This is a genomic window from Streptococcus sp. 27098_8_51, from assembly GCF_041432205.1.
Lineage (GTDB): Bacteria > Bacillota > Bacilli > Lactobacillales > Streptococcaceae > Streptococcus.
In genome coordinates, this window is record NZ_JAPVZE010000002.1 from 216642 (window position 1) to 241578 (window position 24937).

The following is a 24937-nucleotide window of genomic DNA, read 5'->3' on the forward strand; positions in this document are numbered from 1 at the left end:
GTATAAGAAAGAGGGGATTCCCCTCTTTTTTCTTGTCGGAGTAGTTTGTTTGCTAATCATCGATATATTGCCCTTGTAAAACGCAGTTTAAAAAATTTGTAAATTTCAAATAGTATGATATGATAAAGCTTGATATAAATGAAAAACGGAGAGATATATGGCTAAACAAGATATAGCTATGCAAGTACTACAACAAGTGGTGAAACTACCCGTAGTCAAAGTTGATCGAGAGAAATTTTTAGTAGAAAAGTTTTCCAAGGAATTAGATCGCAAGGACATTGCTACCTTATTAGAACAAGGACCGACGGCTTTATTACCCCAGGAAAGCTTAGATAGAGTGGCCAAGGCCTGTATTAAGGATAATGTCCTGTTAGCCAGTGGAACTTCGGTTTTGGCTGGTCTACCTGGAGGTATTATCATGGCGATCACTATCCCGACAGACGTAGCCCAGTTTTATGCATTCTCATTAAAACTAGCTCAGGAACTAGGGTATATTTACGGATTTGATGATCTTTGGGCATCGCGCAATGAGTTAAGCGAGGAAGCTAAAAACACACTTCTACTGTATCTCGGTGTGATGCTGGGAGTAAATGGCGCAGGTGCCCTGCTCCGATCAGGCGGTGTGACAGTAGCCAAGCAAGTTATAAAAGTAGTGAACAAGAAAGCCTTGACAAAAACTCTTTGGTATCCAATTTTAGAAAAAGTTTTGAAAATTTTTGGTGTCAATCTGACAAAAGGAGGTCTAGCCAAAGGGATGGGGAAAGTGATTCCTATCCTAGGTGGAGTCATTTCTGGTGGCTTAACCTTTGCGACCATGAAACCGATGGGAGAAAGATTGCAACAGGAATTGTCCAAGCTAGTCAACTACAATGAAGTGCAATATCAAAGAGACGTTGATACTATCCGAAAAGAGGTCGAAATCATCGAAGGAGAGTAATATGGGATTCATTAAAATTCTAGCCAAGACTTACGGGAATTACTTTTTTGTGATGCAAAGCGTCAAAGTCCTGAAGAACATGAAAAAAGACGACAATGCTCTAGTAGGTTTCGGGAAAGTACTGCTTACTGACAAGTTGATGGATGTAGCCCAGTGGCTCGTAAAACCAGATGATAAGGAATAACTTGAAATGAAAGAAACTAGCAGGAACTCCGCTGCTAGTTTTTTAATCTCTTCCCATGTGGTATAATATAAGCAGTAAAATCATTTTATACTCTTCGAAAATCTCTTCAAACCACGTCAGCTTCACCTTGCCGTAGGTATGGTTACTGACTTCGTCAGTTCTATCCACAACCTCAAAACACTGTTTTGAGCAACCTGCGGCTAGCTTCCTAGTTTGCTCTTTGATTTTCATTGAGTATTAGAACATACAATGGAGGTCGTCATGGACAATATCATCGATGTGTCAATACCCGTTGCAGAAGTGGTAGACAAGCACCCAGAAGTTTTGGAAATCCTAGTGGAGCTCGGTTTTAAACCACTTGCTAATCCCTTGATGCGCAATACAGTCGGTCGCAAAGTATCGCTTAAGCAGGGTTCTAAACTCGAAGGAACGCCTATGGACAAGATTGTCCGCACGCTAGAAGCGAATGGCTACGAAGTGATTGGATTAGACTAATGGCAGATGAACGGATTCATATCCTACGGGATATTTTGTTAGAATTGCACAATGGTGCCTCTCCTGAGTCAGTTCAGGAGCGTTTTGATGCGACTTTTACGGGTGTTTCAGCCATCGAGATTTCCCTCATGGAGCACGAGCTGATGAACTCAGACTCAGGTGTTACCTTTGAAGATGTCATGGAGCTCTGTGATGTCCATGCCAATCTTTTTAAAAATGCTGTTAAGGGCGTCGAAGTGGAGGATACTGAACACCCTGGCCACCCAGTTCGCGTCTTCAAGGATGAAAATCTGGCTCTCCGTGCAGCTTTGATTCGCATTCGGAGACTGTTGGATACCTATGAGTCTATGGAAGATGAGGAAATGCTGGCAGAGATGCGCAAGGGCTTGGTCCGTCAAATGGGGCTGTTGGGGCAATTTGACATCCACTACCAGCGCAAGGAAGAGCTCTTTTTCCCCATCATGGAGCGCTATGGTCACGATTCACCCCCAAAAGTTATGTGGGGAGTGGATGATCAGATCAGAGAACTCTTTCAAACAGCTTTAACGACAGCCAAGTCACTACCTGAAGTGGCGATTTCCACTGTAAAGGAGGCCTTTGAAGCTTTTGCGACAGAGTTTGAAAGTATGATTTTCAAGGAAGAGTCCATCCTTCTCATGATTCTCCTTGAGTCTTTCACCCAGGATGATTGGCTTCAGATTGCGGAGGAGAGCGATGCTTACGGCTATGCCATCGTCCGTCCGTCTGAGAAATGGGTTCCAGAACGCCAGAGTTTCCTTGAGGAAAAGAGTGCAGAGGAACCTGTTCAACTAGACACGGCAGAAGGTCAAGTTCAGCAAGTTATCGATACACCAGAAGGCCAGTTCACCATTACCTTTACCCCTAAGGAAAAGGAAGCAGTGCTGGACCGCCATAGTCAACAGGTATTTGGCAATGGCTATCTCTCCGTCGAGCAGGCCAACCACATCCTAAATAACCTCCCTATGGAGATTACCTTTGTCAATAAAGACGATATTTTCCAGTATTACAATGACAATACGCCAGCTGATGAGATGATTTTCAAACGGACGCCGTCCCAAGTCGGGCGTAATGTAGAACTCTGCCATCCGCCTAAGTACCTAGAAAAGGTGAAGGCCGTTATGAAAGGTCTTCGTGAAGGTAAAAAGGACAAGTATGAAATGTGGTTCAAGTCTGAGTCGCGAGGCAAGTTTGTCCACATCACCTACGCTGCAGTGCACGATGAAGCTGGGGAATTTCAAGGCGTGCTAGAGTATGTTCAGGACATCCAGCCCTATCGTGAGATTGATACGGACTACTTCCGTGGATTAGAATAAGGAGAATCAATGAGTTACGAACAAGAATTTATGAAGGAATTTGAAGCTTGGGTCAATACCCAGATCATGATCAACGACATGGCGCACAAGGAAAGTCAAAAGGTCTACGAAGAAGACCAAGACGAACGTGCCAAAGATGCCATGATTCGCTACGAAAGTCGCTTGGATGCCTACCAGTTCTTGCTTGGTAAGTTCGAAAATTTCAAGGCAGGCAAGGGATTCCATGATTTACCAGAAGGATTGTTTGGCGAGAGAAACTACTAATCATTGCAAATCAAAAAGTGCGTATGAACGCACTTTTTCTGTTTATACGTGATGTGTGTGTTTGGTAATCCATTGTTCCATTTTGATATGCAACCAGAATGAATAGATGCCCAAGGTGATGATGGTGAGCAAGAACCACTTGATCCAGTTCCCGAATAATTGAGAACCTGTTCCGTCAAAATAAAGGCGACGTCCATCGATGACAGTGTGCTTAACCTTCCAGTTTTGCATCATACAAACTGCCCATGGTGTAGCGATTCCAACAGTAAATCCCATGATAAGCATGGCTAGGATAGCATGTCCAACGTAGCTCAAAAGACCACCGTCAAAGTAACTTTCGTTATTCATATTGTTCTCCTTATCAGCTTTTTACGTGAATCAGTCTTGCACATTACTGCATATTTTATCAAGAAGTCGAATCATTGTCAAATTAGACTGAAAGAAAAAGATGGCTAGATTTTTAAGGGTAATCTTGTTTCCTTTCTTGATTTTTTCCCAAAATCTTGATAGAATATCTTTATTAAATCCTTGTCAGAGCAGGGATTTTTTATTGAAAGGATTTTATCATGTCAAAGAAACTCCAACGTAAAAAACAATTGCGAAATAGCCTTCGTCGTTCAGGTGCTTTTTCAAATACGGTGACCAAGGTTGTAGAAGAGACCAAGAAAGTCGTGAAACACGCAGAAAAATCTGCCAGCGAAGCAGGAAAAGTTGTCTCTAAAAAAGTGGAACAAGCAGTAGAAGCGACTAAGGAACAGGCTCAAAAAGTGGCGAATTCAGTAGAAGATTTCGCAGCTACTTTGGGTGGCCTCTCAGTAGATCGTGCTAAGACTTTCTATGATGAAGGTATCAAGTCGGCTGCTGACTTTAAAAACTGGACTGAAAAAGAACTCCTCGCCTTGAAAGGAATTGGCCCAGCTACCATCAAGAAATTAAAAGAGCACGGAATCAGCTTCAAGTAATCTTTCTTGAGCCTTGCATTTCCGAGAAAAACTTGCTACAATAGAGCCATTAGAGGTGTTTTGGATCCCACATTTTACAGAAAGTGGCGGCGCTGAGAAGTCCACAAATGTGTCAAAACTGGTTGCTGATGGATGAAAAATTGAAATAAACAAAGATGCGGGCCTTGCCCGAAATTGGGTGGTACCGCGGATAAGCATATTCGTCCCTGTCATGTAGATGGCAGGGACGATTTTTTGTAGAAAGCGAGGTAGAAGGATGACAAGAGCAGAGTTGCCAGAACGTTTAGAAACCGAACGGCTAGTCTTACGAGTCCGTACCGTGGCTGATGTTGTGGATATCTTTGACTATGCCAGTAGGCCAGAAGTTTCCTACCCAGCAGGTTTTCCGCCCGTCAAGACCTTGGAAGATGAGATTTATTATCTAGAGCATATCCTTCCCGAGCGTAATGAAAAGAACAATCTCCCAGCGGGCTATGGAATTGTCGTTAAAGGAACCGATAAGGTCATCGGCTCTGTTGATTTCCCTCGTCGTCACGAGGATGATGTCTTGGAGATTGGCTATATCTTACATCCAGATTATTGGGGTTTAGGTTATGTTCCAGAAGCAGCGTGTGCCTTGATTGACCTAGCTTTTAAAGAACTGGGTCTTCATAAGATTGAGATGACTTGCTTTGGTTATAACCTTCAAAGTCAACGAGTTGCAGAGAAACTTGGCTTTACCCTCGAAGCTCGCATCCGGGACAGAAAGGATGTTCAAGGAAACCGCTGTGACAGTCTCATATATGGCTTGCTGAGGAGTGAGTGGGGGAGTTTTTTTTACGAGTAAGATATATTCTTGCTTTTATATTTTTTAAGAGGAGACATGATGAGAAGTAGTCATAATCAAATATTAGATGCTTGGATTACAGTAGAACAATTATCAGAAGGGAATATTGAAAAAAGTGATTCTAAGTATAAGATTTTTCAAGGGGATGATTATCAATCAATATTAAAAGATTTTTTTAAACGTCAAAAATTAAAATCTAGTTCAGGGATTGCTGTTTATTGTGGAATTTTCCCTTTTCGAAAAATTATTGAAGCGTTAAGAGGCAAATACAATTTAAAGGCGACGGAGGAAGAATTGGGAAGAGCTTCTTATAAATTTACTTTTGCTCTATACTTTGATAAAGATTTGAAGTTTTTAGCTGATAAGTTTTTTTTAACCATGAGTGGGCAAATTTTCAAAAATGGGGAATTGCCTAAAGATTTCTTAATAGCAGAAAATGAGCTTCGAGAACAGTTAGGTCAGGCGTTTCTTGATGGAGAGTTCAATGAAGTTTTTAGTAAACTTCTCAAAAAGTATGAGATTTCACCAAGTGATTGCAGATATTATTTTGTTAAGAATTTTGCTGACGAAATAAATTTACATTCATTTTTTCTAAAGGATTTGAAATATGCAAAATCAATTTATAATGAAAATCTCAATCGTTATTTATCAGGATTCGATTCTGTAAGGGTTAATTTGGACGGCAATAAAGAATCATCCTATTTTAATCCCAAAGATTTAGAAACTATACTTGAACCGAAAAATTATCCATTAGGAAGATTTCCTAGTAACCCTGAATATGCTCTTTCCATGATGCAACAAGTAGCTGTAAATTTAGCTTCGAATGCGGATGAAGATGTGAGAAGTGTCAATGGTCCTCCGGGGACTGGTAAAACGACACTTTTAAAAGATATTTTTGCAGATCTGGTAACGGAACAGGCGAGAATTATTAGTGAATTATCGGCTCCTAAGCTTAAAGGGAATCTAGTTTGTCATGACAAACTAGATCTTATTGCAAAATTACCAAAAGAAATTGCAGAAAAAGGAATCGTAGTTGCAAGTTCTAATAATGGTGCTGTTAAAAATATTGTTAATGAATTACCCCAAAGAAAAGAAATTTATCAGAAATTAAATTGGTTAGATGAATTAAAGAAAATTGATTACTTTGCTGAAATCAGTAATGATTTATTGTTAGAAGATGAAGATGTTTCTAACGACAAAAAATATTGGGGATTGTTTTCGATAGAAGGTGGAAAAAAACAGAATAGAGACCGTCTGCAAAATGTTTTAAAAGCAATACGACAAGAGTTGAATTCGGATAAATTTCAATCGAACCCATCAGTATACGAAGAGTTTAAAATTCAATATCAGAAGCTATTTGATAAAAGAGAAAAGATGCAAGATATAGCAGATAAGATTCGATTGCATGTAAAATTGAAAAATGCTTACCAGCAGGTTGAGATAGAGTTTCATCAGGATGATGCCCAAAGACGTTCAGAACTATCTAAAATACGGGATAAACATATTCAATTAGAAAATAGTAAAAAGGAAATAGAATCTGAGCTGTTTGAGCATGAGCGTCTTATTTCTATGTTAAATGTTAACAAACAGATAGCAGCACAAGATGTTGAGTTGATAAAATTACAAGCTCCACGTTTCTTATGGTTAAAAAGACTTTTCACACCATCGAAATTAGATACTTATTTTACGAGATTGAATCAAGCGAATGAAAGTCTAAAAGCAGAACTGAAGAAAGTACATGATGAAAGTCAATATTGCCACGGTTTGCAAAAAGAGATAAAAATGCATGAACTTGAATTAAATCAATTGAGTCAAAGGCAACAGAGGTATAATGAATGGAAATCTAAACAAGAAGATAAATTAATTCGTCATCAGGAAAAAATTTTGAAATTACAATCGGAACTTGCTACATACCCTGTTAAAAAGTTGAATTTTTCTGTTCCATATGAAGAACTACAGGTATCAAATTTTTGGTTTGATGATGACTATCGAGAAGAGCAGAGTCGTTTGTTTATTAAAGCACTGGCAGTTAGGAAGCAATTTATATATGACAATAAAAAGCATTTTGAAAAAGCATTATGGATTTGGGAGAAGCCTCAAAACTATTCAATGAGAGATAATGCTAGTGATTTATATAAAGCTGCGTGGAGTTGGGTCAATTTCACTGTTCCAGTTATTAGTACAACTTTTGCAAGCTTTAATTCCATGTTTCGGTGCTTGCCTGAAAATAGTATCGGTAATGTATTTATTGATGAAGCTGGTCAGGCATTACCTCAAGCAAGTGTGGGGGCTATTTTTAGAAGTAAGCATATTATGGCTGTTGGGGATCCTTCTCAAATACAACCAGTACAGACTATGGATAAAAATATTTTAGGATTTTTAGCACAGCACCACAAGATAGCCTCTAAATATCTTGTATCATCAACGCAAGAATTGATGGATTCTGCTAGTAGATATGGTTTTAAAAAACAAGATGGGACATGGATAGGACTTCCTCTCTGGGTTCATCGTCGTTCTAGTGATCCGATGTTCAGTATTTCCAATAAAATTTCTTATGATAATTTAATGGTTCAAGGAAAGGAAGAAGCTCGAGGTCTGGGAGAATGGTTTGACGTTGGTGGAGGTGCTAAGGATAAATTTGTTCCTGAGCAAGCTGATTATTTGAAAGAAGAGTTGCAGAAAAGACATGAGGAATTTGATGATATTTATGTCATTACTCCTTTTAAAAATGTATCGGTTCAACTAGCAAAAGAACTAGATAAAATCGGTTTCACAAAGCGGGAGAATGGAAAACCTATAAATGTAGGGACGGTACATACTTTCCAAGGAAAAGAAAATAAGATTGTATATTTTGTGCTTGGAGCAGATAATATGAGTGAGGGGGCTGCTCGCTGGGCTGTCTCTGAACCCAATATTTTAAACGTTGCAGCGACTAGAGCTAAAGAAGAGTTTTATATTATTGGGAATAAATCTCTTTACAAAGCCACACAGAGCCCTATTATAAGAGATACTATTGACATTTTAGATGCTTATCAAAGTAGCTTAGAAATTAACTAGAAAGGACAAACACATGTCTAAAGAACTTTCACCTAAATACAATCCAGCCGAGGTTGAGGCTGGTCGTTACCAAAAATGGCTTGATGCTGATGTTTTCAAGCCTTCAGGCGATCAAAAGGCTAGGCCTTATTCAATCGTGATTCCACCACCAAACGTTACTGGTAAACTTCACCTTGGTCATGCTTGGGATACTACTTTGCAAGATATCATCATCCGTCAAAAACGTATGCAAGGCTTCGATACGCTTTGGCTTCCAGGGATGGACCACGCAGGGATTGCGACTCAAGCTAAGGTTGAGGAACGCTTGCGTGGCGAGGGCATTAGCCGTTACGACCTGGGTCGTGAGAAATTCCTCGATAAGGTCTGGGAATGGAAAGACGAATATGCCACTACTATCAAGGAACAATGGGGCAAGATGGGGCTCTCTGTCGACTACTCTCGCGAGCGTTTCACTCTTGATGAAGGCTTGTCAAAAGCTGTTCGCAAGGTCTTTGTGGACCTTTACAAGAAAGGCTGGATCTACCGTGGTGAGTTTATCATCAACTGGGACCCAGCTGCACGCACAGCCCTTTCTGATATCGAGGTGATTCACAAGGACGTGGAAGGTGCTTTCTACCACATGAACTACATGCTGGAGGATGGCTCACGCGCCCTCGAAGTAGCGACTACTCGTCCTGAGACGATGTTTGGGGACGTTGCTGTTGCGGTCAATCCAGAAGACCCACGCTACAAGGACTTGATTGGGCAAAACGTTATTCTGCCAATCGCTAATAAACTGATCCCAATCGTGGCGGACGAACACGCAGATCCTGAGTTTGGTACAGGTGTCGTGAAAATCACGCCTGCCCACGATCCAAATGACTTCTTGGTTGGTCAACGCCATAACTTGCCACAAGTCAACGTGATGAATGATGATGGAACTATGAATGACTTGGCCTTCGAATTTGCAGGGTTAGACCGTTTTGAAGCTCGTAAAGCAGTCGTTGCCAAGTTGGAAGAAATCGGTGCTCTGGTTAAAATCGAAAAACGTGTCCACAGTGTTGGTCACTCAGAGCGGACTGGCGTTATGGTTGAGCCGCGTCTGTCTACCCAGTGGTTCGTCAAGATGGATCAATTGGCTAAGAATGCTATTGCCAACCAAGCTACAGACGACAAGGTAGAATTTTACCCACCTCGTTTCAACGATACCTTCCTCCAATGGATGGAAAATGTCCACGACTGGGTTATCTCTCGCCAGCTCTGGTGGGGTCACCAAATCCCAGCCTGGTACAATGCAGACGGCGAAATCTATGTTGGTGAGGAAGCGCCGGAAGGCGACGGTTGGACTCAGGACGAAGACGTCTTGGATACTTGGTTCAGTTCTGCCCTTTGGCCATTCTCAACCATGGGCTGGCCTGATGTAGACTCTGCAGATTTCAAGCGATACTATCCAACATCAACCTTGGTGACTGGTTATGATATTATCCCATTCTGGGTATCTCGGATGATTTTCCAAGGTTTGGAATTTACAGGCAAGTCGCCATTCAAAAATGCCTTGATTCATGGTCTCATTCGGGATGAGGAAGGACGTAAGATGTCCAAGTCACTGGGAAATGGGATTGATCCGATGGATGTTATTGATAAGTACGGAACAGATAGCCTACGTTGGTTCCTATCAAATGGCTCTGCCCCTGGACAAGATGTCCGCTTCTCTTACGAGAAAATGGATGCTTCTTGGAACTTCATCAACAAGATCTGGAACATTTCCCGCTATATCCTCATGAACAATGAAGACTTGACGCTAGATGCGGCGCGTGAGAATGTCGCTCAGGTGGCGGCTGGTCAGGCAGGCAATGTCACTGACCGCTGGATTCTCCACAACCTCAATGAAACCATTGGCAAGGTGACTGAGAACTTCGATAAGTTTGAGTTTGGTGTGGCTGGCCACATCCTATACAACTTCATCTGGGATGAATTTGCCGACTGGTATGTGGAGCTGACGAAGGAAGTGCTTTACAGCGATAATGAAGACGAGAAAGTCATCACTCGCTCTGTCCTCCTTTATACGCTGGATCAAATCCTGCGCCTGCTTCACCCAATCATGCCATTTGTGACAGAGGAAATCTTTGGACAAATCTCAGAAGGCTCTATCGTTACATCAGAATACCCAACTGTCAACCCAGCCTTTGAAGACCTCGCGGCTCACACAGGTGTGGAAAGTCTTAAAGACTTGATCCGTGCCGTTCGTAATGCGCGTGCGGAAGTAAACGTAGCACCAAGCAAGCCAATCACCATCCTTGTTAAGACAAGCGATAGCGACTTGGAAGCCTTCTTTAACAGCAATGTCAACTACATCAAACGCTTCACAAATCCAGAACACTTGGAAATCGCATCAAACATCCCTGCGCCTGAACTCGCTATGTCAAGCGTCATCACAGGAGCAGAAATCTACTTGCCACTGGCAGACCTCCTCAATGTCGAAGAAGAACTGGCTCGTCTCGACAAGGAACTGGCTAAATGGCAAAAAGAACTGGATATGGTAGGCAAGAAGCTCTCTAACGAACGATTCGTAGCCAATGCCAAACCAGAAGTCGTCCAAAAAGAACGCGACAAACAAACCGATTACCAAGCTAAGTACGATGCGACCGTCGCACGTATTGATGAGATGAAGAAGTTGAGATGATATTCTATGAGTCAAAATGTAGATTTGATTTTCTCTAATCATTCTAATTATAAACCACGATTAGAGAAAGATAAAAAAGGGAAAAAATATTATTCTTTCAGAACAAAGATTAAAAATTTCGATGCAGATTTATTGTCTTCGATTATTTCTTTTTCAACATCGATTCTAGAAAAACCTAAACTAATCCGAAATATAGAATTTATTTTTGATTCCATAGAGTTACAAGATAAATTGTCTTATATTTATTTTGAATGTATCTGTTTTTATCTAATTAGTCAAGGTTTTGTTGTATCAGTCTATTTAGAAGTAACTAGGAACGTGGTATCTTCAGGAATTTACGATTCACCTATAAAATACTTAAATCCGCCTAATGGAAATTACTCGCTTGAAAAATTTTTGACGGAATTTCAAGTAAAATATACACGGACACATTTGAGATTATGGGTAACCTCTAAAAATGACTTCTCGTCTTTTTCCTCGACAATAGTAAATTTTTTAAAAAATTTATTTATAATTGATGATAAAAAGATTTTATTTTCCATTGCTAATACTATAGGCGAATTGGTAGGAAACGCTATAGAACACGGGAGATCTGATTGCTTAGTGGATATAGATTATTCTGATAGTTTTGTTCATATTCAAAAACCTGATAGAAATTTTTCAGCTTTAAATGTTGTTATATTGAATTTTTCTACAATAAAAATGGGTGATTTAGTAAAGAATAAAATTACACAGTCTCATCCTTGTAAAATGGGTGTAAAATATCAGGATATAAAGAGAATTTATAATATCCATGAAACCTTCTTTAATCAACAGTATACTGAAAATATTTTTTGGATTATTGCTTCTTTACAACATGAAATATCGGGTAGGCAAGATACAATGATTAGTGGTGGTAGAGGAAGTACTAAACTTCTTAAATCGATTATAGATTATTCGGAAAGCAACTATTGCTATATAATGAGCGGGCATGAGTTAGTGAAGTTTCATCATAATTTATTGAATGAAGATTCTCAAGGTTACATCTCATTCTCGAATTCGGACTTTCAGTCTGCTAAACCAGAAAAGGAAGTATATTCTAAATCAAAAATATATTTACCTGGTGTTGGTTATAATTTGAATTTTGTTTTGGAAAAAAAGGATAGTGAAGATGAAAGAAATAAAGTTAACATTTAAAAAAACATACATAAGCTTGGCTGGTAATCCAGAAGGGAAAGAAATTTTTAAAAATCAAATAAAGCCTTATATACAGGATGAGGAAAAAATTAAATTAATTTTTCCACCTGAAATCGAAAATGTAGCATCATCTTTTTTTCAAGGTCTTTTTGAAGAAGAACTTGAAAAAATTGGTAAAAAAAGAGTTGAATCTAAATATACTCTTGTTTTTGAAAACGAGAATTTAGACTACTCTATTAAGGAGGCTATTGAATAGATATGTGGAGTAATGTTTTATCAGCAATAGCTATTATATTATCGGTTATCACTTTTGTGATTAATTTAATTTTTGAAAATATAAAATTGAAGAGAGAAAAAAACTCTAAAATTTTTCAAGATATATATTTTGAACTTATGCAGTATAAAATACCAAAAGTTGAATCTGATATCAATTATATTCATACTAATGGTAGGATTAAATTAACTGGTATTACTGATATGACAGATATTTTAAAGATCCTTAGAAAAAAATCTAGTTTTTATAAATTCACTGATGAGAAATTTTATAAACTTCTTACAGATTATATCATGGAGATAGAGAACTATTATTCTATAGTGTTAAATACTGTTGATGATGATGAAAAATATAGGAAATTTAAATCAGAATCAAGAGAGAAAATTAGCAAACTTTATAATATTCTACTAAAAAAATTGAATAAAGGTTAAACGTTACTTAACTTTTATTATAGAAAGTAGCTTACCACATGAAAATTCAGTCAATTCGTGCCCGTACCAACCCACCTAGCGACACCATCGGCTGGGTAGCAAAGAAATAAAAAGTCCTGTCACTTTCTCCCATTTAACCTTTGACTATTCCGCAAAATTATCGTACAATAAAGAGTACGTGATAAAATGAGGTCAGAGTCTGTTTGCTCTGGCGATAGTAGTAAAAATGAGGAGAAACGCTTTGGAATTAGAAGTATTTGCTGGGCAAGAAAAAAGTGAACTATCTATGATTGAGGTAGCGCGTGCTATCTTGGAACTTCGTGGTCGCGATCATGAGATGCATTTTAGCGATCTTGTAAACGAAATTCAAAACTACCTTGGAACATCAAACAGCGATATCCGCGAAGCTTTGCCTTTGTTCTACACAGAGTTGAACTTTGACGGTAGCTTCATCTCTCTCGGAGACAACAAATGGGGGCTTCGTTCATGGTATGGTGTGGACGAAATCGACGAAGAAATCATCGCTCTTGAAGAAAGTGACGACGATGAAGTAGCACCAAAAGCTAAGAAAAAACGTGTCAATGCCTTTATGGATGGTGATTCAGATGCCATTGACTACAATGCAGATGATCCAGAAGATGAAGATGCATACGAAGCAGACCCAGCTCTTTCATATGATGATGAAAACCCAGATGATGAGAAAAATGAAGTGGAAGCTTACGATGCAGAAATCAACGAAATCGCTCCTGATGACTTGGGTGAAGACGTGGATCTTAACGAAGAAGACGACGAGTTTTCTGACGATGATGCTGAAACGAGTGAAGAAGAGTAAAAGACTTCACAGAGGAGATCGTAAGATCTCCTTTTTTGTTGCTTGAGCAAAGTAGTTGAACAGGTCATCTGTTTGGATGCGAATCTTTAGTTGGTTTTCTGAAAACAATCTCCTTTTTTCATCTTTTACCAATTCGGGTTGACAAATGTTCTGCTTTGAGGTATTATATTGTTCGGGCACCTCTTTTAGAGGTCGGGGCTCCCTAGTTACTAGGGAGCTGTTTTTGTTTTTCAGGAAGTTTTTCTTGAAATGTCGTTATTCATAAGGGTCTTGTTTTCTATGTCCCCTCGTAGTTAACAAGGCCTTGAGCATTTTAGAAAGAGGAATCTATGTCTACGAAATATATTTTTGTAACTGGTGGTGTGGTGTCGTCTATTGGGAAAGGGATTGTGGCAGCAAGTCTGGGGCGTCTCTTGAAAAATCGTGGTCTCAAAGTAACCATTCAGAAGTTTGACCCTTATATCAATATCGATCCGGGAACTATGAGTCCTTACCAGCACGGAGAAGTCTTTGTGACAGATGATGGGGCTGAGACAGATTTGGACTTGGGTCACTATGAACGTTTCATCGATATCAATCTCAACAAATATTCCAACGTGACAACTGGTAAAATTTACAGTGAAGTTCTTCGTAAGGAACGCCGTGGCGAGTACCTTGGGGCAACTGTCCAAGTCATTCCTCATATCACAGATGCTTTGAAGGAAAAAATCAAGCGTGCCGCTCTAACGACAGACTCTGATGTCATTATCACAGAGGTTGGTGGAACCGTTGGGGATATCGAGTCCTTGCCATTTCTAGAGGCTCTTCGTCAGATGAAGGCAGATGTGGGTGCAGATAACGTCATGTACATCCATACAACCTTGCTTCCTTACCTCAAGGCTGCTGGTGAGATGAAGACCAAGCCAACTCAACATTCTGTAAAAGAATTGCGCGGTTTGGGAATCCAGCCAAATATGTTGGTCATTCGTACAGAAAAACCAGCTGGTCAAGGAATTAAAAACAAACTAGCTCAGTTTTGTGACGTAGCTCCAGAAGCTGTTATCGAGTCTTTGGATGTTGAACACCTTTACCAAATTCCATTGAACTTGCAGGCACAAGGTATGGACCAAATTGTTTGTGACCATTTGAAACTAGATGCACCAGCAGCGGATATGACAGAGTGGTCATCCATGGTGGACAAGGTCATGAACCTGAAAAAACAAGTTAAGATTTCCCTCGTTGGTAAGTATGTGGAGTTGCAAGATGCCTACATCTCAGTGGTCGAAGCCTTGAAACACTCTGGGTATGCCAACGACGCAGAAGTGAAGATTAATTGGATCAATGCCAATGATGTGACGGCAAAGAATGTGGCAGAGCTCTTGTCGGATGCGGACGGAATCATCGTGCCAGGTGGTTTTGGTCAACGTGGCACGGAAGGGAAAATCCAAGCCATCCGTTATGCGCGTGAGAATGATGTTCCAATGTTGGGAGTCTGCTTGGGAATGCAGTTGACTTGTATCGAGTTTGCTCGTCACGTTTTGGGTCTTGAAGGGGCCAATTCTGCTGAACTTGCACCAGAAACAAAATATCCTATCATTGATATCATGCGTGATCAGGTTGATGTTGAGGATATGGGTGGCACCCTTCGTTTGGGACTTTATCCATCTAAGTTGAAACGTGGCTCTAAAGCAGCGGCTGCTTATCACAATCAAGAAGTGGTGCAACGCCGTCACCGACACCGTTATGAGTTTAACAATGCCTTTCGTGAACAGTTTGAGGCGGCAGGTTTTGTCTTTTCAGGAGTTTCACCTGATAATCGTTTGGTAGAAATCGTGGAAATTCCTGAAAATAAATTCTTTGTGGCGTGTCAGTATCACCCTGAACTTTCCAGTCGTCCGAACCGTCCAGAAGAACTCTACACTGCCTTTGTTACTGCAGCGGTTGAAAATAGTAACTAGTTATCTTCTAATCTCTGAGAATAATCTCAGAGGTTTTTCTAGCATATTTAGGATAAGATTTGCAAAAAAAATAGATAGTGATATAATTAATATAATAATTCCTAAGGAGGATATACAATGAAAAAAATCACACTATTTTGTTTGTCTCTAGCAGGTTTAGCTTTACTGGCTTTCCCTCATTCAGGAAAAGCATTCGAATTGGAAGAAGAATGGGTTATTAAGGGTGGGGTTAAGTATCAAGATGGCAAAATTCTTCGATTTAATAATGGCCATGAAGTAGATATCAAAGTCTTGGATTTGCCAAAAACTGAGAAAATTGAGTGGATGGTCAGTCTCAATGGTCAAGATCAGACAGTCAATTTCCTAGGCCAAGAAAAGGACAAGTCTATGGTCGGTACAGAGGGGCGTTACCTGAATTTCTACGTACCTTATGGCTATAGAGGAGATATCAAGGTCGAGGCCAAGAGTGGAAATGAAGTAAAGATCTGGTCCACTAAAGTGGTAGATGATGTATATAATGGTGAGAAAAGTGGCTACTACCGTATTGAAGAATCAAAAGACCATTACACCTACCTTGATACAACATGGGACTATCAAACCAAGACCTACACTGCTACCTTACCAGAGACTATCAATGGTCAAAAAGTTTATGCTTGGAAAGACCATGACAATGGTGAGTTAAAACTTACAAAACCAGAATCGATCAGTCATTCCTACAAGGGGGTAGGAGCCTTCCGAGAACTTTATCCGATTGTAAAAGCAGAAAGCTGGCTAAAATCAGACCAAAATTGGTACTATCAAAAACAAGGCCAACTAGTTCAAAATGCTTGGGTTAAAGACAATGGAACTTGGTACTTTATGAATGATAAAGGAATTATGTTTAATCAAACTTGGCTCTATCAAGGTGGCAACTGGTATGCCTTTAAATCATCAGGAGCTATGATTTCTAATGATTGGCTTTACGACCAAGGCAAGTGGTACTATTTATCAACTTCAGGCTCTATGAAAGTAAGCACTTGGATTTTTGACAAGGGAGAATGGTATTATGTAAGTTCTTCTGGTGCCATGATTGCGAATGATTGGGTCAAAAACAATGGTAAGTGGTATTATCTAGCTTCATCAGGTAAGATGCTTCGCAATACCTACACACCTGATGGTTACTACGTTGGCAACTCAGGCGCCTGGCAATAAGAATTAGATGTCCTCTTTCCTCATTGAGGGAAGGGGATTTTTACTTGCCCATATACTGCTTCCTCATTTGTCCTAGAGCCCTTTTTGTGTTACAATGAAAGGTATGAAAGCTAAGAAATTATGGATGACTGGCTTGACTGTGGCTGGTCTAAGTGCCCTCGCTTTGGGTGCCAAAAAAGCAGCAGATAACCACAAACTCATGAAGACGCAAGAAGAGTTGACCGCTATCGTGCGCGAACTTTTCTCAGATATGGGTGAGATTGCGACTCTCTATGTTCAAGTCTACGAAAGTAGCCTAGAGCGACTTGTCGGAGGAGTCATTTTCGAGGATGGCCGTCATTACACCTTTGTCTATGAAAATGAAGACCTGATCTATGAGGAGGAAGTCTTATGATTACTCCCAATAGTATAGAAGAACTAGCAGGTTTTGTCGAGCAAGATGGCAAGAAGGTCTTTCTTTTTGTGGCGGACTGGTGTGGCGATTGTCGTTATATCTATCCTGCCTTGCCAGAGATTGAGGAGACAAATCCAGAGTTCACCTTTATTCGAGTGGACCGTGACCAGTACATGGATCTAGCCAAACTCTGGGATGTGTACGGGATTCCTAGCCTTGTTGTGCTAGAAAAGGACAAGGAAATCGGCCGATTTGTCAATCGCGACCGTAAAAGTAAGGAACAAATCAACGACTTTTTAGCTGGACTGAAATAGGAGAAAAGAAAACAATGATTTTTACATATAATAAAGAGCATGTTGGCGATGTCCTTATGATCATCGTGAAAAACAGCGGAGATGCCAAACTAGACGTGGAGCGCAAAGGCAAAGTAGCCCGTGTTTTCCTCAAAGATAATGGGGAAACAGTAGCTTGGAATATTTTCGAAGTTTCAAGTTTGTTCGAAATTGCAGAGCGCGGTCAAGTCTTTTTGACAGATGAGCAAGTAGCACGTTTGAACCAAGAATTGCAGGCGGAAGGATTTACAGAAGAAATTGTCAATGACAAGGAACCTAAGTTTGTTGTTGGTGAGATTGTTGAGATGGTAGCCCATCCAGATAGCGACCACCTCAACATCTGTCAAGTGGCCGTTGCAAGTGATAAGACAGTGCAAATCGTTGCAGGGGCTCCCAATGCGCGTGTTGGGTTGAAAACCATTGTAGCTCTTCCTGGAGCTATGATGCCAAAAGGCAATCTCATTTTCCCAGGCGAACTTCGTGGTGAAAAGAGTTTTGGTATGATGTGCAGCCCTCGTGAACTTGCCTTGCCAAATGCTCCGCTAAAACGTGGGGTTATTGAATTATCAGAAGACCAAGTTGTCGGAACTCCATTTGACCCAGCCAAACACTGGACGGCCTAGGAAATTGTCGGTATTTGATAGACCAGATAGAGGGGGATAAGATGGCGAAAAATGTAGTGATTACAGGAGCGACCTCAGGAATCGGTGAAGCGATTGCGCGTGCTTATCTGGAGCAGGGGGAGAATGTCGTTCTAACAGGGCGACGGACAGACAGACTAGAGACTCTCAAGTCAGAGTTTGCAGAAACTTTTCCTAATCAAACCGTTTGGACCTTTCCACTGGATGTCACGGATATGACCATGGTCAAGACTGTCTGCTCCGATATTTTGGAAACGATAGGGCAGATTGATATATTAGTCAATAACGCTGGACTAGCTCTTGGCTTGGCTCCCTATCAAGACTATGAAGAATTGGATATGCTGACCATGTTGGATACCAACGTCAAGGGTTTGATGGCAGTTACTCGCTGTTTCTTGCCTTCTATGGTAGCAGCCAATCAGGGTCATATTATCAATATGGGATCGACCGCAGGAATTTATGCCTATGCGGGTGCAGCAGTTTATTCAGCCACCAAGGCGGCAGTTAAAACCTTTTCAGATGGTTTGCGAATTGATACCATTGCGACAGACATCAAGGTGACCACTATTCAGCCAGGAATTGTCGAAACAGATTTTTCTGCGGTACGTTTCCACGGTGATAAAGAGCGGGCTGCGACCGTCTATCAGGGAATAGAAGCCCTGCAAGCACAAGATATCGCAGATACGGTTGTCTATGTGACCAGTCAGCCTCGCCGTGTGCAGATTACAGATATGACTATTATGGCCAATCAACAAGCGACAGGTTTCATGGTGCATAAAAAATAAAAAATTTCTTCGAAAAGTTACAAATTTCTGTAACTTTTTTTGATTCCTTACGAATAGATAAGTAGGAGGAAGAAAATATGTATAATAAAGTTATTCTTATTGGACGTTTAACGTCTACACCAGAATTGCACAAAACCAACAATGACAAGTCAGTAGCGCGTGCAACTATCGCTGTGAACCGTCGTTACAAAGACCAAAATGGGGAACGTGAAGCTGACTTTGTCAATCTTGTTCTTTGGGGAAAATTGGCTGAAACCTTGGCAAGCTACGCAACTAAAGGTAGTCTTATCTCTGTGGATGGAGAACTTCGTACCCGTCGCTTTGAGAAAAATGGCCAGATGAACTATGTGACTGAAGTCCTTGCCACAGGATTCCAACTTTTGGAAAGCCGCGCCCAACGTGCCATGCGTGAAAATAACGCAGGACAGGATTTGGCAGATTTGGTCTTGGAAGAGGAAGAATTGCCATTTTAAGCATAGAAAAGCCTGAGTCAATCTCAGGCTTTTTATCTTGAGAAAGTCAGACTTTTTTCTTGACTATTTCTGACCAAGTGATACAATAGAACTATGATTTAGCACTCAGATATAAAGAGTGCTAATAATATGTATTTCATCATGGAGGAAAGCAAATGTTGAAACCATTAGGAGACCGTGTGGTCTTGAAAATCGAAGAAAAAGAGCAAACTGTTGGAGGCTTTGTCCTCGCAGGCTCAGCCCAAGAAAAAACAAAAACAGCCCAAGTTGTAGCTACTGGACAAGGTGTTCGTACCTTGAACGGTGACTTGGTAGCTCCAAGCGTTATGGCTGGAGACCGTGTCTTAGTTGAAGCCCACGCTGGTATTGATGTCAAAGATGGCGATGAAAAGTATATCATCGTCGGTGAAGCTAACATCTTGGCAATCATTGAAGAATAGAAGGAGAAAGTAAGTATGTCAAAAGAAATTAAATTTTCATCTGATGCTCGTTCAGCTATGGTCCGTGGTGTCGATATCCTTGCAGATACTGTTAAAGTAACCTTGGGACCAAAAGGTCGTAACGTTGTTCTTGAAAAATCATTTGGTTCTCCATTGATTACCAATGATGGTGTAACAATCGCTAAAGAAATCGAATTGGAAGACCATTTTGAAAATATGGGTGCCAAGTTGGTATCAGAAGTAGCTTCTAAGACTAATGATATTGCTGGTGATGGGACCACTACTGCAACTGTCTTGACCCAAGCTATCGTCCGCGAAGGAATCAAAAACGTCACTGCGGGTGCCAACCCAATCGGTATCCGTCGTGGGATTGAAGCAGCAGTTGCCGCAGCTGTAGAAGCCTTGAAAAACAATGCTATTCCAGTTGCTAATAAAGAAGCCATCGCCCAAGTTGCTGCCGTATCTTCTCGTTCTGAGAAAGTCGGCGAATACATCTCTGAAGCCATGGAAAAAGTTGGTAAAGATGGTGTCATCACTATTGAAGAATCACGTGGTATGGAAACAGAGCTTGAAGTCGTAGAAGGAATGCAGTTTGACCGCGGTTATCTATCACAGTACATGGTGACAGATAGCGAAAAAATGGTGGCGGACCTTGAAAATCCATACATTTTGATTACTGACAAGAAGATTTCAAATATCCAAGAAATCTTGCCACTTCTAGAAAGTATTCTTCAAAGCAACCGTCCACTCTTGATTATTGCAGATGATGTGGATGGTGAAGCTCTTCCTACTCTTGTATTGAACAAGATTCGTGGAACCTTCAACGTAGTAGCAGTTAAGGCCCCTGGCTTTGGGGACCGTCGTAAGGCTATGTTGGAAGACATCGCCATCTTGACAGGTGGAACTGTTATCACAGAAGATCTTGGCCTTGAGTTGAAGGACGCTACTATTGAGGCGCTTGGTCAAGCAGCGAGAGTAACTGTGGACAAAGATAGCACGGTTATCGTAGAAGGTGCTGGCAATCCTGAAGCCATTTCCCACCGTGTTGCGGTTATCAAGTCACAAATCGAAACTACAACTTCTGAATTTGATCGTGAAAAATTGCAAGAACGCTTGGCAAAATTGTCAGGTGGTGTCGCAGTTATCAAGGTCGGAGCTGCAACTGAAACTGAGTTGAAAGAAATGAAACTCCGCATTGAAGATGCCCTCAACGCTACTCGTGCAGCCGTGGAAGAAGGAATCGTTGCTGGTGGTGGAACTGCTCTTGCCAATGTCATTCCAGCAGTGGCTGATTTGGAATTGACAGGAGATGAAGCGACAGGACGCAATATTGTTCTCCGCGCCTTGGAAGAACCTGTTCGTCAAATCGCCCACAATGCAGGATTCGAAGGTTCTATTGTTATAGACCGCTTGAAGAATGCTGAAGTTGGTACAGGCTTCAACGCAGCAACTGGCGAGTGGGTCAACATGATTGAAGAGGGAATCATTGACCCAGTTAAAGTGAGTCGTTCTGCCCTTCAAAATGCAGCCTCTGTAGCTAGCTTGATTTTAACAACAGAAGCAGTCGTAGCCAATAAACCAGAACCAGTAGCCCCAGCTCCAGCAATGGATCCAAGCATGATGGGCGGCATGATGTAAAAGCAACTTATAAAAAACACAAAAGGAGGGAAGAACATCCCTCCTTTTAAGGTTTTCTCTTCTAAAATTGATTTGAGCTCTCCTAACTTATATGATAAAATAAGACTAGAAGAAGGAGAAGAACATGATTGATGTAGAAGAAATTCTGAGCAAGATGAATCCTAATCAGAAGATTAATTATGACCGTGTTATGCAAAAAATGGTTCAAGTTTGGGAGAAAAATGAGCAACGTCCCACTATTCTCATGCATGTTTGCTGTGCTCCTTGTAGTACCTACACCCTAGAATACCTGACAAAATACGCTGATGTGACCATCTATTTTGCCAATTCCAATATCCATCCTAAGGCAGAATACCACAAGCGAGCTTACGTCACCAAGAAATTTGTCAGTGATTTCAATGAGCGAACAGGCAATACGGTTCAGTACCTTGAAGCTCCCTACGAACCAAATGAATACCGGAAGTTAGTCAGAGGACTGGAAGAAGAACCCGAAGGTGGTGACCGTTGCAAGGTTTGTTTTGACTACCGTCTGGATAAAACAGCACAGGTAGCTATGGACTTGGGCTTTGATTACTTTGGTTCAGCCTTGACCATCAGTCCCCATAAGAATTCTCAAACCATCAACAGCATCGGAATCGATGTGCAAAAGATTTATACCACCCACTATCTTCCAAGTGATTTCAAGAAAAATCAAGGTTACAAACGTTCAGTGGAGATGTGCGAGGAGTATGATATCTATCGTCAATGCTATTGTGGATGCGTCTATGCAGCTCAAGCCCAGAACATTGATCTTGTTCAGGTTAAGAAGGATGCCACGGCTTTCCTGTTAGATAAGGATGTTGAAAAAGATTATTCCCATATCAAGTTTACTGTCACTAAATTAGATATATAGCAATTAACCCAGCTTCCAGGCTGGGTTTTTCAAATAAAAAAACCAGGGCTCACACCCCAGTTTGACAACTTTACCGATTCTTTAGTTCTATGTAGCGTTTGTACCAAATGTTGACATAGGCCTCTGAGAAAGGACCACGCCCATTGTTGATCCAATCAACAAGGATTTTAACATGCTCTTTCAAAATATAGTCTAAATCATCAGAATACTTCATTTTGCGTTTATGGCGCTCATACTCTTCAACGTCCAAGAGACGCTTTTCACCATCAGTGAAGACCTTGACGTCCAAATCATAATCAATGTATTTCAGGGCTTCCTCATCTAGATAGTAAGGACTTGCCATATTGCAATAGTAGGAAATCCCATTATCACGAATCATGGCAATGATATTAAACCAATATTTTTTGTGAAAGTAAACAATAGCCGGTTCTCGAGTCACCCAACGACGACCGTCACTTTCGGTAACAAGTGTGTGGTCGTTGACGCCAATAATAGCGTTCTCTGTTGTTTTTAGTACCATGGTGTCCCGCCAAGTACGGTGAAGACTCCCATCATGCTTATAACTTTGAATTGTAATAAAGTCGCCTTCTTTTGGAAGTTTCATAACTAACCAACTTTCTACAATTTATAAGTTTATCATTTACTATTATATCATAAATCGGTCTAATTTTTTTGAATTTTACACGAAAATATTAAAGATATTCTCTGAGAGCGCTGGCTATATCCGAAAAATCATAGCCTTTTCGAGCTAAAACTTGGGTTAAACGCTGTTTAAGTTCGTATCCTTCATACTTTCGAGCATACTTAGCATATTGTTTGTCTAGCTCTTTAAAAATGAGTTCTTGAGTCGTATCTTGGTCGACTTGACTGTCCAAGTCATCAAAGGCACTTTTAGCATCAGAATAGGAGAAGCCTTTGTTCGTCAAGCTTTGAATGATCTTATCCTGCAAGGCACGAGCGGGAAGCTTTCCCGTGTATTTTTTTAGCAGTTTCTCCGCCACACGTTGAGCAACCTCTGAAAAATCAAAATCCTTTAAAACATCTTCAATCGTTGATTTGACAATCCCTTTTTGAGACAGTTTTTGAGCTAGCACATAGGGTCCCTTATCTCCAGAAAGTTGATTTGCGTTGATGATAGAGTAGGCATACTGACGATCATTAATCCAGTTATCTTCTTTAAGATTAGCGATAACTTGACTAGTGATTTTTTCATCAAGATCATACTTTTTCAGATACTCACGAACTTCCTTTTCGGTTCGAGCTTTAAATGATAGATGGTAGAGAGCGAGATTTTTACCATAAGAGAACTGGGCAAAGTCCTGAATCTCGGTAAGTTCCTCTTTACTAATGACCTTATCTCGAGATAGCATAAAACGGACAATGGTATCTTCCGTGATATAAGAGGTTTGCTGTCCATCTAACTCCATCAAGTAGAGACGTTTTTTCTTTTCAAGTTTTGTGATTTTCATAGTTCTATTATACCCTAAAATGTGATAAGATAGGGGTATGAATCTGAAAGTCAAACAAAAGATACCTTTAAAAATCAAGCGGATGGGCATCAATGGTGAGGGAATTGGTTTTTACCAGAAAACCCTCGTTTTTGTACCTGGAGCCCTCAAAGGAGAAGACATCTATTGTCAAATTACTTCTATTAAACGCAACTTTGTTGAAGCAAAATTACTAAAGGTTAATAAGAAGTCTAAATTTCGAGTCGTACCGGCTTGTACGATTTATAATGAATGTGGTGGTTGCCAAATCATGCACCTCCACTACGATAAACAGTTAGAGTTCAAAACGGATCTGCTCCATCAAGCCCTGAAAAAATTTGCTCCTGCAGGATATGAAAACTATGAAATCCGTCCAACTATCGGAATGCAGGAACCAAAGTACTACCGTGCTAAGCTTCAATTCCAGACTCGGAAATTTAAAAATCAGGTCAAGGCAGGTTTGTATGCGCAAAACTCTCATTATCTCGTAGAGTTGAAAGACTGCTTGGTGCAAGATAAGGAAACCCAAGTAATAGCGAATCGCCTAGCTGAACTTCTTACTTACCACCAAATCCCCATCACCGATGAGAGAAAAAAGATAGGCGTTCGCACCATCATGGTACGCAGAGCAAGAAAAACGGGGCAAGTTCAGATTATCATTGTCACAAATCGCCAGCTTAATTTAAATCAACTGGTCAAAGACTTAGTCAAGGATTTTCCAGAAGTCGTCACAGTTGCAGTCAATACAAATACAGCAAAAACAAGTGAAATCTATGGTGAAAAGACGGAAATTATCTGGGGCCAAGAGAGCATTCAAGAAGGAGTACTCGACTATGAGTTTTCTCTCTCGCCCCGAGCTTTTTATCAACTTAATCCGGAGCAGACAGAAATTCTCTATAGTGAAGCAATTAAGGCTCTGGATGTCAGCAAAGAAGACCATCTAATCGATGCCTATTGCGGTGTTGGGACGATCGGATTTGCCTTCGCAAAGAAGGTCAAGAGTCTCAGAGGAATGGATATTATTCCGGAAGCTATTGAAGATGCCAAGCGAAATGCTCAAAAAATGGGGTTTGACAATACCCATTACGAAGCGGGGACAGCAGAAGAGATTATTCCACGCTGGTATCAAGATGGCTACCGAGCGGATGCTTTGATAGTTGACCCTCCTCGTACAGGCTTAGATGATAAGCTGTTGGATACCATCCTGACCTATGTTCCAGATAAAATGGTCTATGTTTCTTGCAATGTTTCGACCTTGGCACGAGATTTGGTTAAACTAGTAAAAGTCTATGA

27 protein-coding genes are annotated in these 24937 nt (G+C 40.6%); 24 read left to right on the top strand and 3 right to left on the bottom strand.

Annotation, left to right across the window (positions count from 1 at the left end):
* Positions 1 to 157 precede the first annotated feature (157 nt).
* The 5 genes from O3622_RS03120 (at position 158) to O3622_RS03140 (ending at position 3214) form a co-directional block, all read left to right on the top strand.
* On the top strand, positions 158 to 937 hold the full coding sequence (locus O3622_RS03120) for a hypothetical protein (RefSeq protein WP_247929978.1): 780 nt from the start codon (positions 158 to 160) through the stop codon (positions 935 to 937).
* 1 nt (position 938) lies between these two features.
* A complete protein-coding gene (locus O3622_RS03125; RefSeq protein ID WP_125397660.1) occupies positions 939 to 1121 on the top strand; it encodes a hypothetical protein in 183 nt (60 codons plus the stop codon).
* A gap of 261 nt (positions 1122 to 1382) precedes the next feature.
* The gene (locus O3622_RS03130) at positions 1383 to 1616 is read left to right on the top strand and encodes a DUF1858 domain-containing protein (RefSeq protein ID WP_000368739.1); all 234 of its coding nucleotides are present in this window, start codon (positions 1383 to 1385) and stop codon (positions 1614 to 1616) included.
* On the top strand, positions 1616 to 2950 hold the full coding sequence (locus O3622_RS03135; RefSeq protein WP_371607003.1) for a DUF438 domain-containing protein: 1335 nt from the start codon (positions 1616 to 1618) through the stop codon (positions 2948 to 2950). The genes O3622_RS03130 and O3622_RS03135 overlap by 1 nt, the downstream gene beginning before the upstream one ends.
* Before the next feature lie 9 nt (positions 2951 to 2959).
* The gene (locus tag O3622_RS03140; protein ID WP_000119707.1) at positions 2960 to 3214 is read left to right on the top strand and encodes a DUF1912 family protein; all 255 of its coding nucleotides are present in this window, start codon (positions 2960 to 2962) and stop codon (positions 3212 to 3214) included.
* A 42-nt stretch (positions 3215 to 3256) separates the two neighbouring features.
* Here O3622_RS03140 and O3622_RS03145 read toward each other — a convergent pair whose 3' ends face one another.
* Positions 3257 to 3562: a DUF898 family protein gene (locus tag O3622_RS03145; RefSeq protein WP_001058555.1), complete on the bottom strand. Its 306-nt coding sequence runs from the start codon at positions 3560 to 3562 to the stop codon at positions 3257 to 3259.
* Positions 3563 to 3780: 218 nt separating this feature from the next.
* Between O3622_RS03145 and O3622_RS03150 the strand changes: the two genes are divergently transcribed.
* The 18 genes from O3622_RS03150 (at position 3781) to O3622_RS03235 (ending at position 22157) form a co-directional block, all read left to right on the top strand.
* Positions 3781 to 4176, top strand: coding sequence for a helix-hairpin-helix domain-containing protein (locus tag O3622_RS03150; protein ID WP_000038697.1), 396 nt, complete (start codon positions 3781 to 3783; stop codon positions 4174 to 4176).
* Positions 4177 to 4432: 256 nt separating this feature from the next.
* Positions 4433 to 5002 (top strand): GNAT family N-acetyltransferase, encoded by a 570-nt coding sequence (locus O3622_RS03155; protein WP_371607004.1) that lies wholly within the window; start codon positions 4433 to 4435, stop codon positions 5000 to 5002.
* A 39-nt stretch (positions 5003 to 5041) separates the two neighbouring features.
* On the top strand, positions 5042 to 8059 hold the full coding sequence (locus O3622_RS03160; protein ID WP_254736402.1) for an ATP-binding protein: 3018 nt from the start codon (positions 5042 to 5044) through the stop codon (positions 8057 to 8059).
* Between the two features lie 13 nt (positions 8060 to 8072).
* Positions 8073 to 10721 (top strand): valine--tRNA ligase, encoded by a 2649-nt coding sequence (locus O3622_RS03165; RefSeq protein ID WP_371607005.1) that lies wholly within the window; start codon positions 8073 to 8075, stop codon positions 10719 to 10721.
* A gap of 6 nt (positions 10722 to 10727) precedes the next feature.
* On the top strand, positions 10728 to 11897 hold the full coding sequence (locus O3622_RS03170) for a hypothetical protein (protein WP_371607006.1): 1170 nt from the start codon (positions 10728 to 10730) through the stop codon (positions 11895 to 11897).
* On the top strand, positions 11872 to 12153 hold the full coding sequence (locus tag O3622_RS03175; RefSeq protein ID WP_371607007.1) for an STAS-like domain-containing protein: 282 nt from the start codon (positions 11872 to 11874) through the stop codon (positions 12151 to 12153). The genes O3622_RS03170 and O3622_RS03175 overlap by 26 nt, the downstream gene beginning before the upstream one ends.
* A 2-nt stretch (positions 12154 to 12155) precedes the next feature.
* Positions 12156 to 12602, top strand: a complete 447-nt coding sequence (locus tag O3622_RS03180; protein WP_371607008.1) for a hypothetical protein — start codon at positions 12156 to 12158, stop codon at positions 12600 to 12602.
* A gap of 241 nt (positions 12603 to 12843) precedes the next feature.
* Positions 12844 to 13434, top strand: coding sequence for a DNA-directed RNA polymerase subunit delta (rpoE, locus tag O3622_RS03185; protein WP_000418415.1), 591 nt, complete (start codon positions 12844 to 12846; stop codon positions 13432 to 13434).
* A gap of 329 nt (positions 13435 to 13763) precedes the next feature.
* Positions 13764 to 15371: a CTP synthase gene (locus tag O3622_RS03190; protein WP_371607009.1), complete on the top strand. Its 1608-nt coding sequence runs from the start codon at positions 13764 to 13766 to the stop codon at positions 15369 to 15371.
* A gap of 117 nt (positions 15372 to 15488) precedes the next feature.
* Positions 15489 to 16562 (top strand): N-acetylmuramoyl-L-alanine amidase family protein, encoded by a 1074-nt coding sequence (locus tag O3622_RS03195; RefSeq protein ID WP_371607010.1) that lies wholly within the window; start codon positions 15489 to 15491, stop codon positions 16560 to 16562.
* Positions 16563 to 16656: 94 nt separating this feature from the next.
* On the top strand, positions 16657 to 16956 hold the full coding sequence (locus O3622_RS03200; RefSeq protein ID WP_371607011.1) for a DUF4651 domain-containing protein: 300 nt from the start codon (positions 16657 to 16659) through the stop codon (positions 16954 to 16956).
* Positions 16953 to 17270 (top strand): thioredoxin family protein, encoded by a 318-nt coding sequence (locus O3622_RS03205; protein WP_061415742.1) that lies wholly within the window; start codon positions 16953 to 16955, stop codon positions 17268 to 17270. The genes O3622_RS03200 and O3622_RS03205 overlap by 4 nt, the downstream gene beginning before the upstream one ends.
* Positions 17271 to 17284: 14 nt before the next feature.
* Entirely contained in the window at positions 17285 to 17911 is a 627-nt protein-coding gene (gene ytpR, locus O3622_RS03210; RefSeq protein ID WP_000578272.1) for a YtpR family tRNA-binding protein, read from the top strand.
* A gap of 41 nt (positions 17912 to 17952) precedes the next feature.
* A complete protein-coding gene (locus O3622_RS03215) occupies positions 17953 to 18714 on the top strand; it encodes an SDR family NAD(P)-dependent oxidoreductase (RefSeq protein ID WP_371607012.1) in 762 nt (253 codons plus the stop codon).
* 77 nt (positions 18715 to 18791) lie between these two features.
* Positions 18792 to 19187 (top strand): single-stranded DNA-binding protein, encoded by a 396-nt coding sequence (locus tag O3622_RS03220; RefSeq protein ID WP_000282436.1) that lies wholly within the window; start codon positions 18792 to 18794, stop codon positions 19185 to 19187.
* Positions 19188 to 19342: 155 nt separating this feature from the next.
* Positions 19343 to 19627: a co-chaperone GroES gene (gene groES / locus O3622_RS03225; RefSeq protein WP_371607013.1), complete on the top strand. Its 285-nt coding sequence runs from the start codon at positions 19343 to 19345 to the stop codon at positions 19625 to 19627.
* A gap of 15 nt (positions 19628 to 19642) precedes the next feature.
* On the top strand, positions 19643 to 21265 hold the full coding sequence (gene groL, locus O3622_RS03230) for a chaperonin GroEL (RefSeq protein ID WP_000031557.1): 1623 nt from the start codon (positions 19643 to 19645) through the stop codon (positions 21263 to 21265).
* A gap of 124 nt (positions 21266 to 21389) precedes the next feature.
* Positions 21390 to 22157 carry an epoxyqueuosine reductase QueH gene (locus O3622_RS03235; RefSeq protein ID WP_000567567.1) on the top strand — a complete coding sequence of 256 codons (768 nt, stop codon included), beginning with the start codon at positions 21390 to 21392 and terminating at the stop codon, positions 22155 to 22157.
* Positions 22158 to 22227: 70 nt separating this feature from the next.
* On the opposite strand, the gene O3622_RS03240 is transcribed toward O3622_RS03235, so the two are convergent.
* Both O3622_RS03240 and recX read right to left on the bottom strand, forming a co-directional pair.
* Positions 22228 to 22761, bottom strand: a complete 534-nt coding sequence (locus O3622_RS03240; RefSeq protein ID WP_000775318.1) for a DUF402 domain-containing protein — start codon at positions 22759 to 22761, stop codon at positions 22228 to 22230.
* Positions 22762 to 22849: 88 nt separating this feature from the next.
* Positions 22850 to 23626: a recombination regulator RecX gene (gene recX, locus O3622_RS03245; RefSeq protein WP_247929985.1), complete on the bottom strand. Its 777-nt coding sequence runs from the start codon at positions 23624 to 23626 to the stop codon at positions 22850 to 22852.
* 37 nt (positions 23627 to 23663) lie between these two features.
* Here recX and rlmD point away from each other — a divergent pair.
* Positions 23664 to 24937 (top strand): 23S rRNA (uracil(1939)-C(5))-methyltransferase RlmD (gene rlmD / locus O3622_RS03250; RefSeq protein ID WP_371607014.1); only part of this gene is annotated, 1274 nt, incomplete at its 3' end.

Excerpts from the sequence above, each read along its gene's own strand:
- O3622_RS03120 (WP_247929978.1), top strand. The coding sequence starts at position 158 with ATGGCTAAACAAGATATAGCTATGCAAGTACTACAACAAGTGGTGAAA.
- O3622_RS03125 (WP_125397660.1), top strand. The coding sequence starts at position 939 with ATGGGATTCATTAAAATTCTAGCCAAGACTTACGGGAATTACTTTTTT.
- O3622_RS03130 (WP_000368739.1), top strand. The coding sequence starts at position 1,383 with ATGGACAATATCATCGATGTGTCAATACCCGTTGCAGAAGTGGTAGAC.
- O3622_RS03135 (WP_371607003.1), top strand. The coding sequence starts at position 1,616 with ATGGCAGATGAACGGATTCATATCCTACGGGATATTTTGTTAGAATTG.
- O3622_RS03140 (WP_000119707.1), top strand. The coding sequence starts at position 2,960 with ATGAGTTACGAACAAGAATTTATGAAGGAATTTGAAGCTTGGGTCAAT.
- O3622_RS03145 (WP_001058555.1), bottom strand. The coding sequence starts at position 3,562 with ATGAATAACGAAAGTTACTTTGACGGTGGTCTTTTGAGCTACGTTGGA.
- O3622_RS03150 (WP_000038697.1), top strand. The coding sequence starts at position 3,781 with ATGTCAAAGAAACTCCAACGTAAAAAACAATTGCGAAATAGCCTTCGT.
- O3622_RS03155 (WP_371607004.1), top strand. The coding sequence starts at position 4,433 with ATGACAAGAGCAGAGTTGCCAGAACGTTTAGAAACCGAACGGCTAGTC.
- O3622_RS03160 (WP_254736402.1), top strand. The coding sequence starts at position 5,042 with ATGAGAAGTAGTCATAATCAAATATTAGATGCTTGGATTACAGTAGAA.
- O3622_RS03165 (WP_371607005.1), top strand. The coding sequence starts at position 8,073 with ATGTCTAAAGAACTTTCACCTAAATACAATCCAGCCGAGGTTGAGGCT.
- O3622_RS03170 (WP_371607006.1), top strand. The coding sequence starts at position 10,728 with ATGAGTCAAAATGTAGATTTGATTTTCTCTAATCATTCTAATTATAAA.
- O3622_RS03175 (WP_371607007.1), top strand. The coding sequence starts at position 11,872 with ATGAAAGAAATAAAGTTAACATTTAAAAAAACATACATAAGCTTGGCT.
- O3622_RS03180 (WP_371607008.1), top strand. The coding sequence starts at position 12,156 with ATGTGGAGTAATGTTTTATCAGCAATAGCTATTATATTATCGGTTATC.
- O3622_RS03190 (WP_371607009.1), top strand. The coding sequence starts at position 13,764 with ATGTCTACGAAATATATTTTTGTAACTGGTGGTGTGGTGTCGTCTATT.
- O3622_RS03195 (WP_371607010.1), top strand. The coding sequence starts at position 15,489 with ATGAAAAAAATCACACTATTTTGTTTGTCTCTAGCAGGTTTAGCTTTA.
- O3622_RS03200 (WP_371607011.1), top strand. The coding sequence starts at position 16,657 with ATGAAAGGTATGAAAGCTAAGAAATTATGGATGACTGGCTTGACTGTG.
- O3622_RS03205 (WP_061415742.1), top strand. The coding sequence starts at position 16,953 with ATGATTACTCCCAATAGTATAGAAGAACTAGCAGGTTTTGTCGAGCAA.
- ytpR (WP_000578272.1), top strand. The coding sequence starts at position 17,285 with ATGATTTTTACATATAATAAAGAGCATGTTGGCGATGTCCTTATGATC.
- O3622_RS03215 (WP_371607012.1), top strand. The coding sequence starts at position 17,953 with ATGGCGAAAAATGTAGTGATTACAGGAGCGACCTCAGGAATCGGTGAA.
- O3622_RS03220 (WP_000282436.1), top strand. The coding sequence starts at position 18,792 with ATGTATAATAAAGTTATTCTTATTGGACGTTTAACGTCTACACCAGAA.
- groES (WP_371607013.1), top strand. The coding sequence starts at position 19,343 with ATGTTGAAACCATTAGGAGACCGTGTGGTCTTGAAAATCGAAGAAAAA.
- groL (WP_000031557.1), top strand. The coding sequence starts at position 19,643 with ATGTCAAAAGAAATTAAATTTTCATCTGATGCTCGTTCAGCTATGGTC.
- O3622_RS03235 (WP_000567567.1), top strand. The coding sequence starts at position 21,390 with ATGATTGATGTAGAAGAAATTCTGAGCAAGATGAATCCTAATCAGAAG.
- O3622_RS03240 (WP_000775318.1), bottom strand. The coding sequence starts at position 22,761 with ATGAAACTTCCAAAAGAAGGCGACTTTATTACAATTCAAAGTTATAAG.
- recX (WP_247929985.1), bottom strand. The coding sequence starts at position 23,626 with ATGAAAATCACAAAACTTGAAAAGAAAAAACGTCTCTACTTGATGGAG.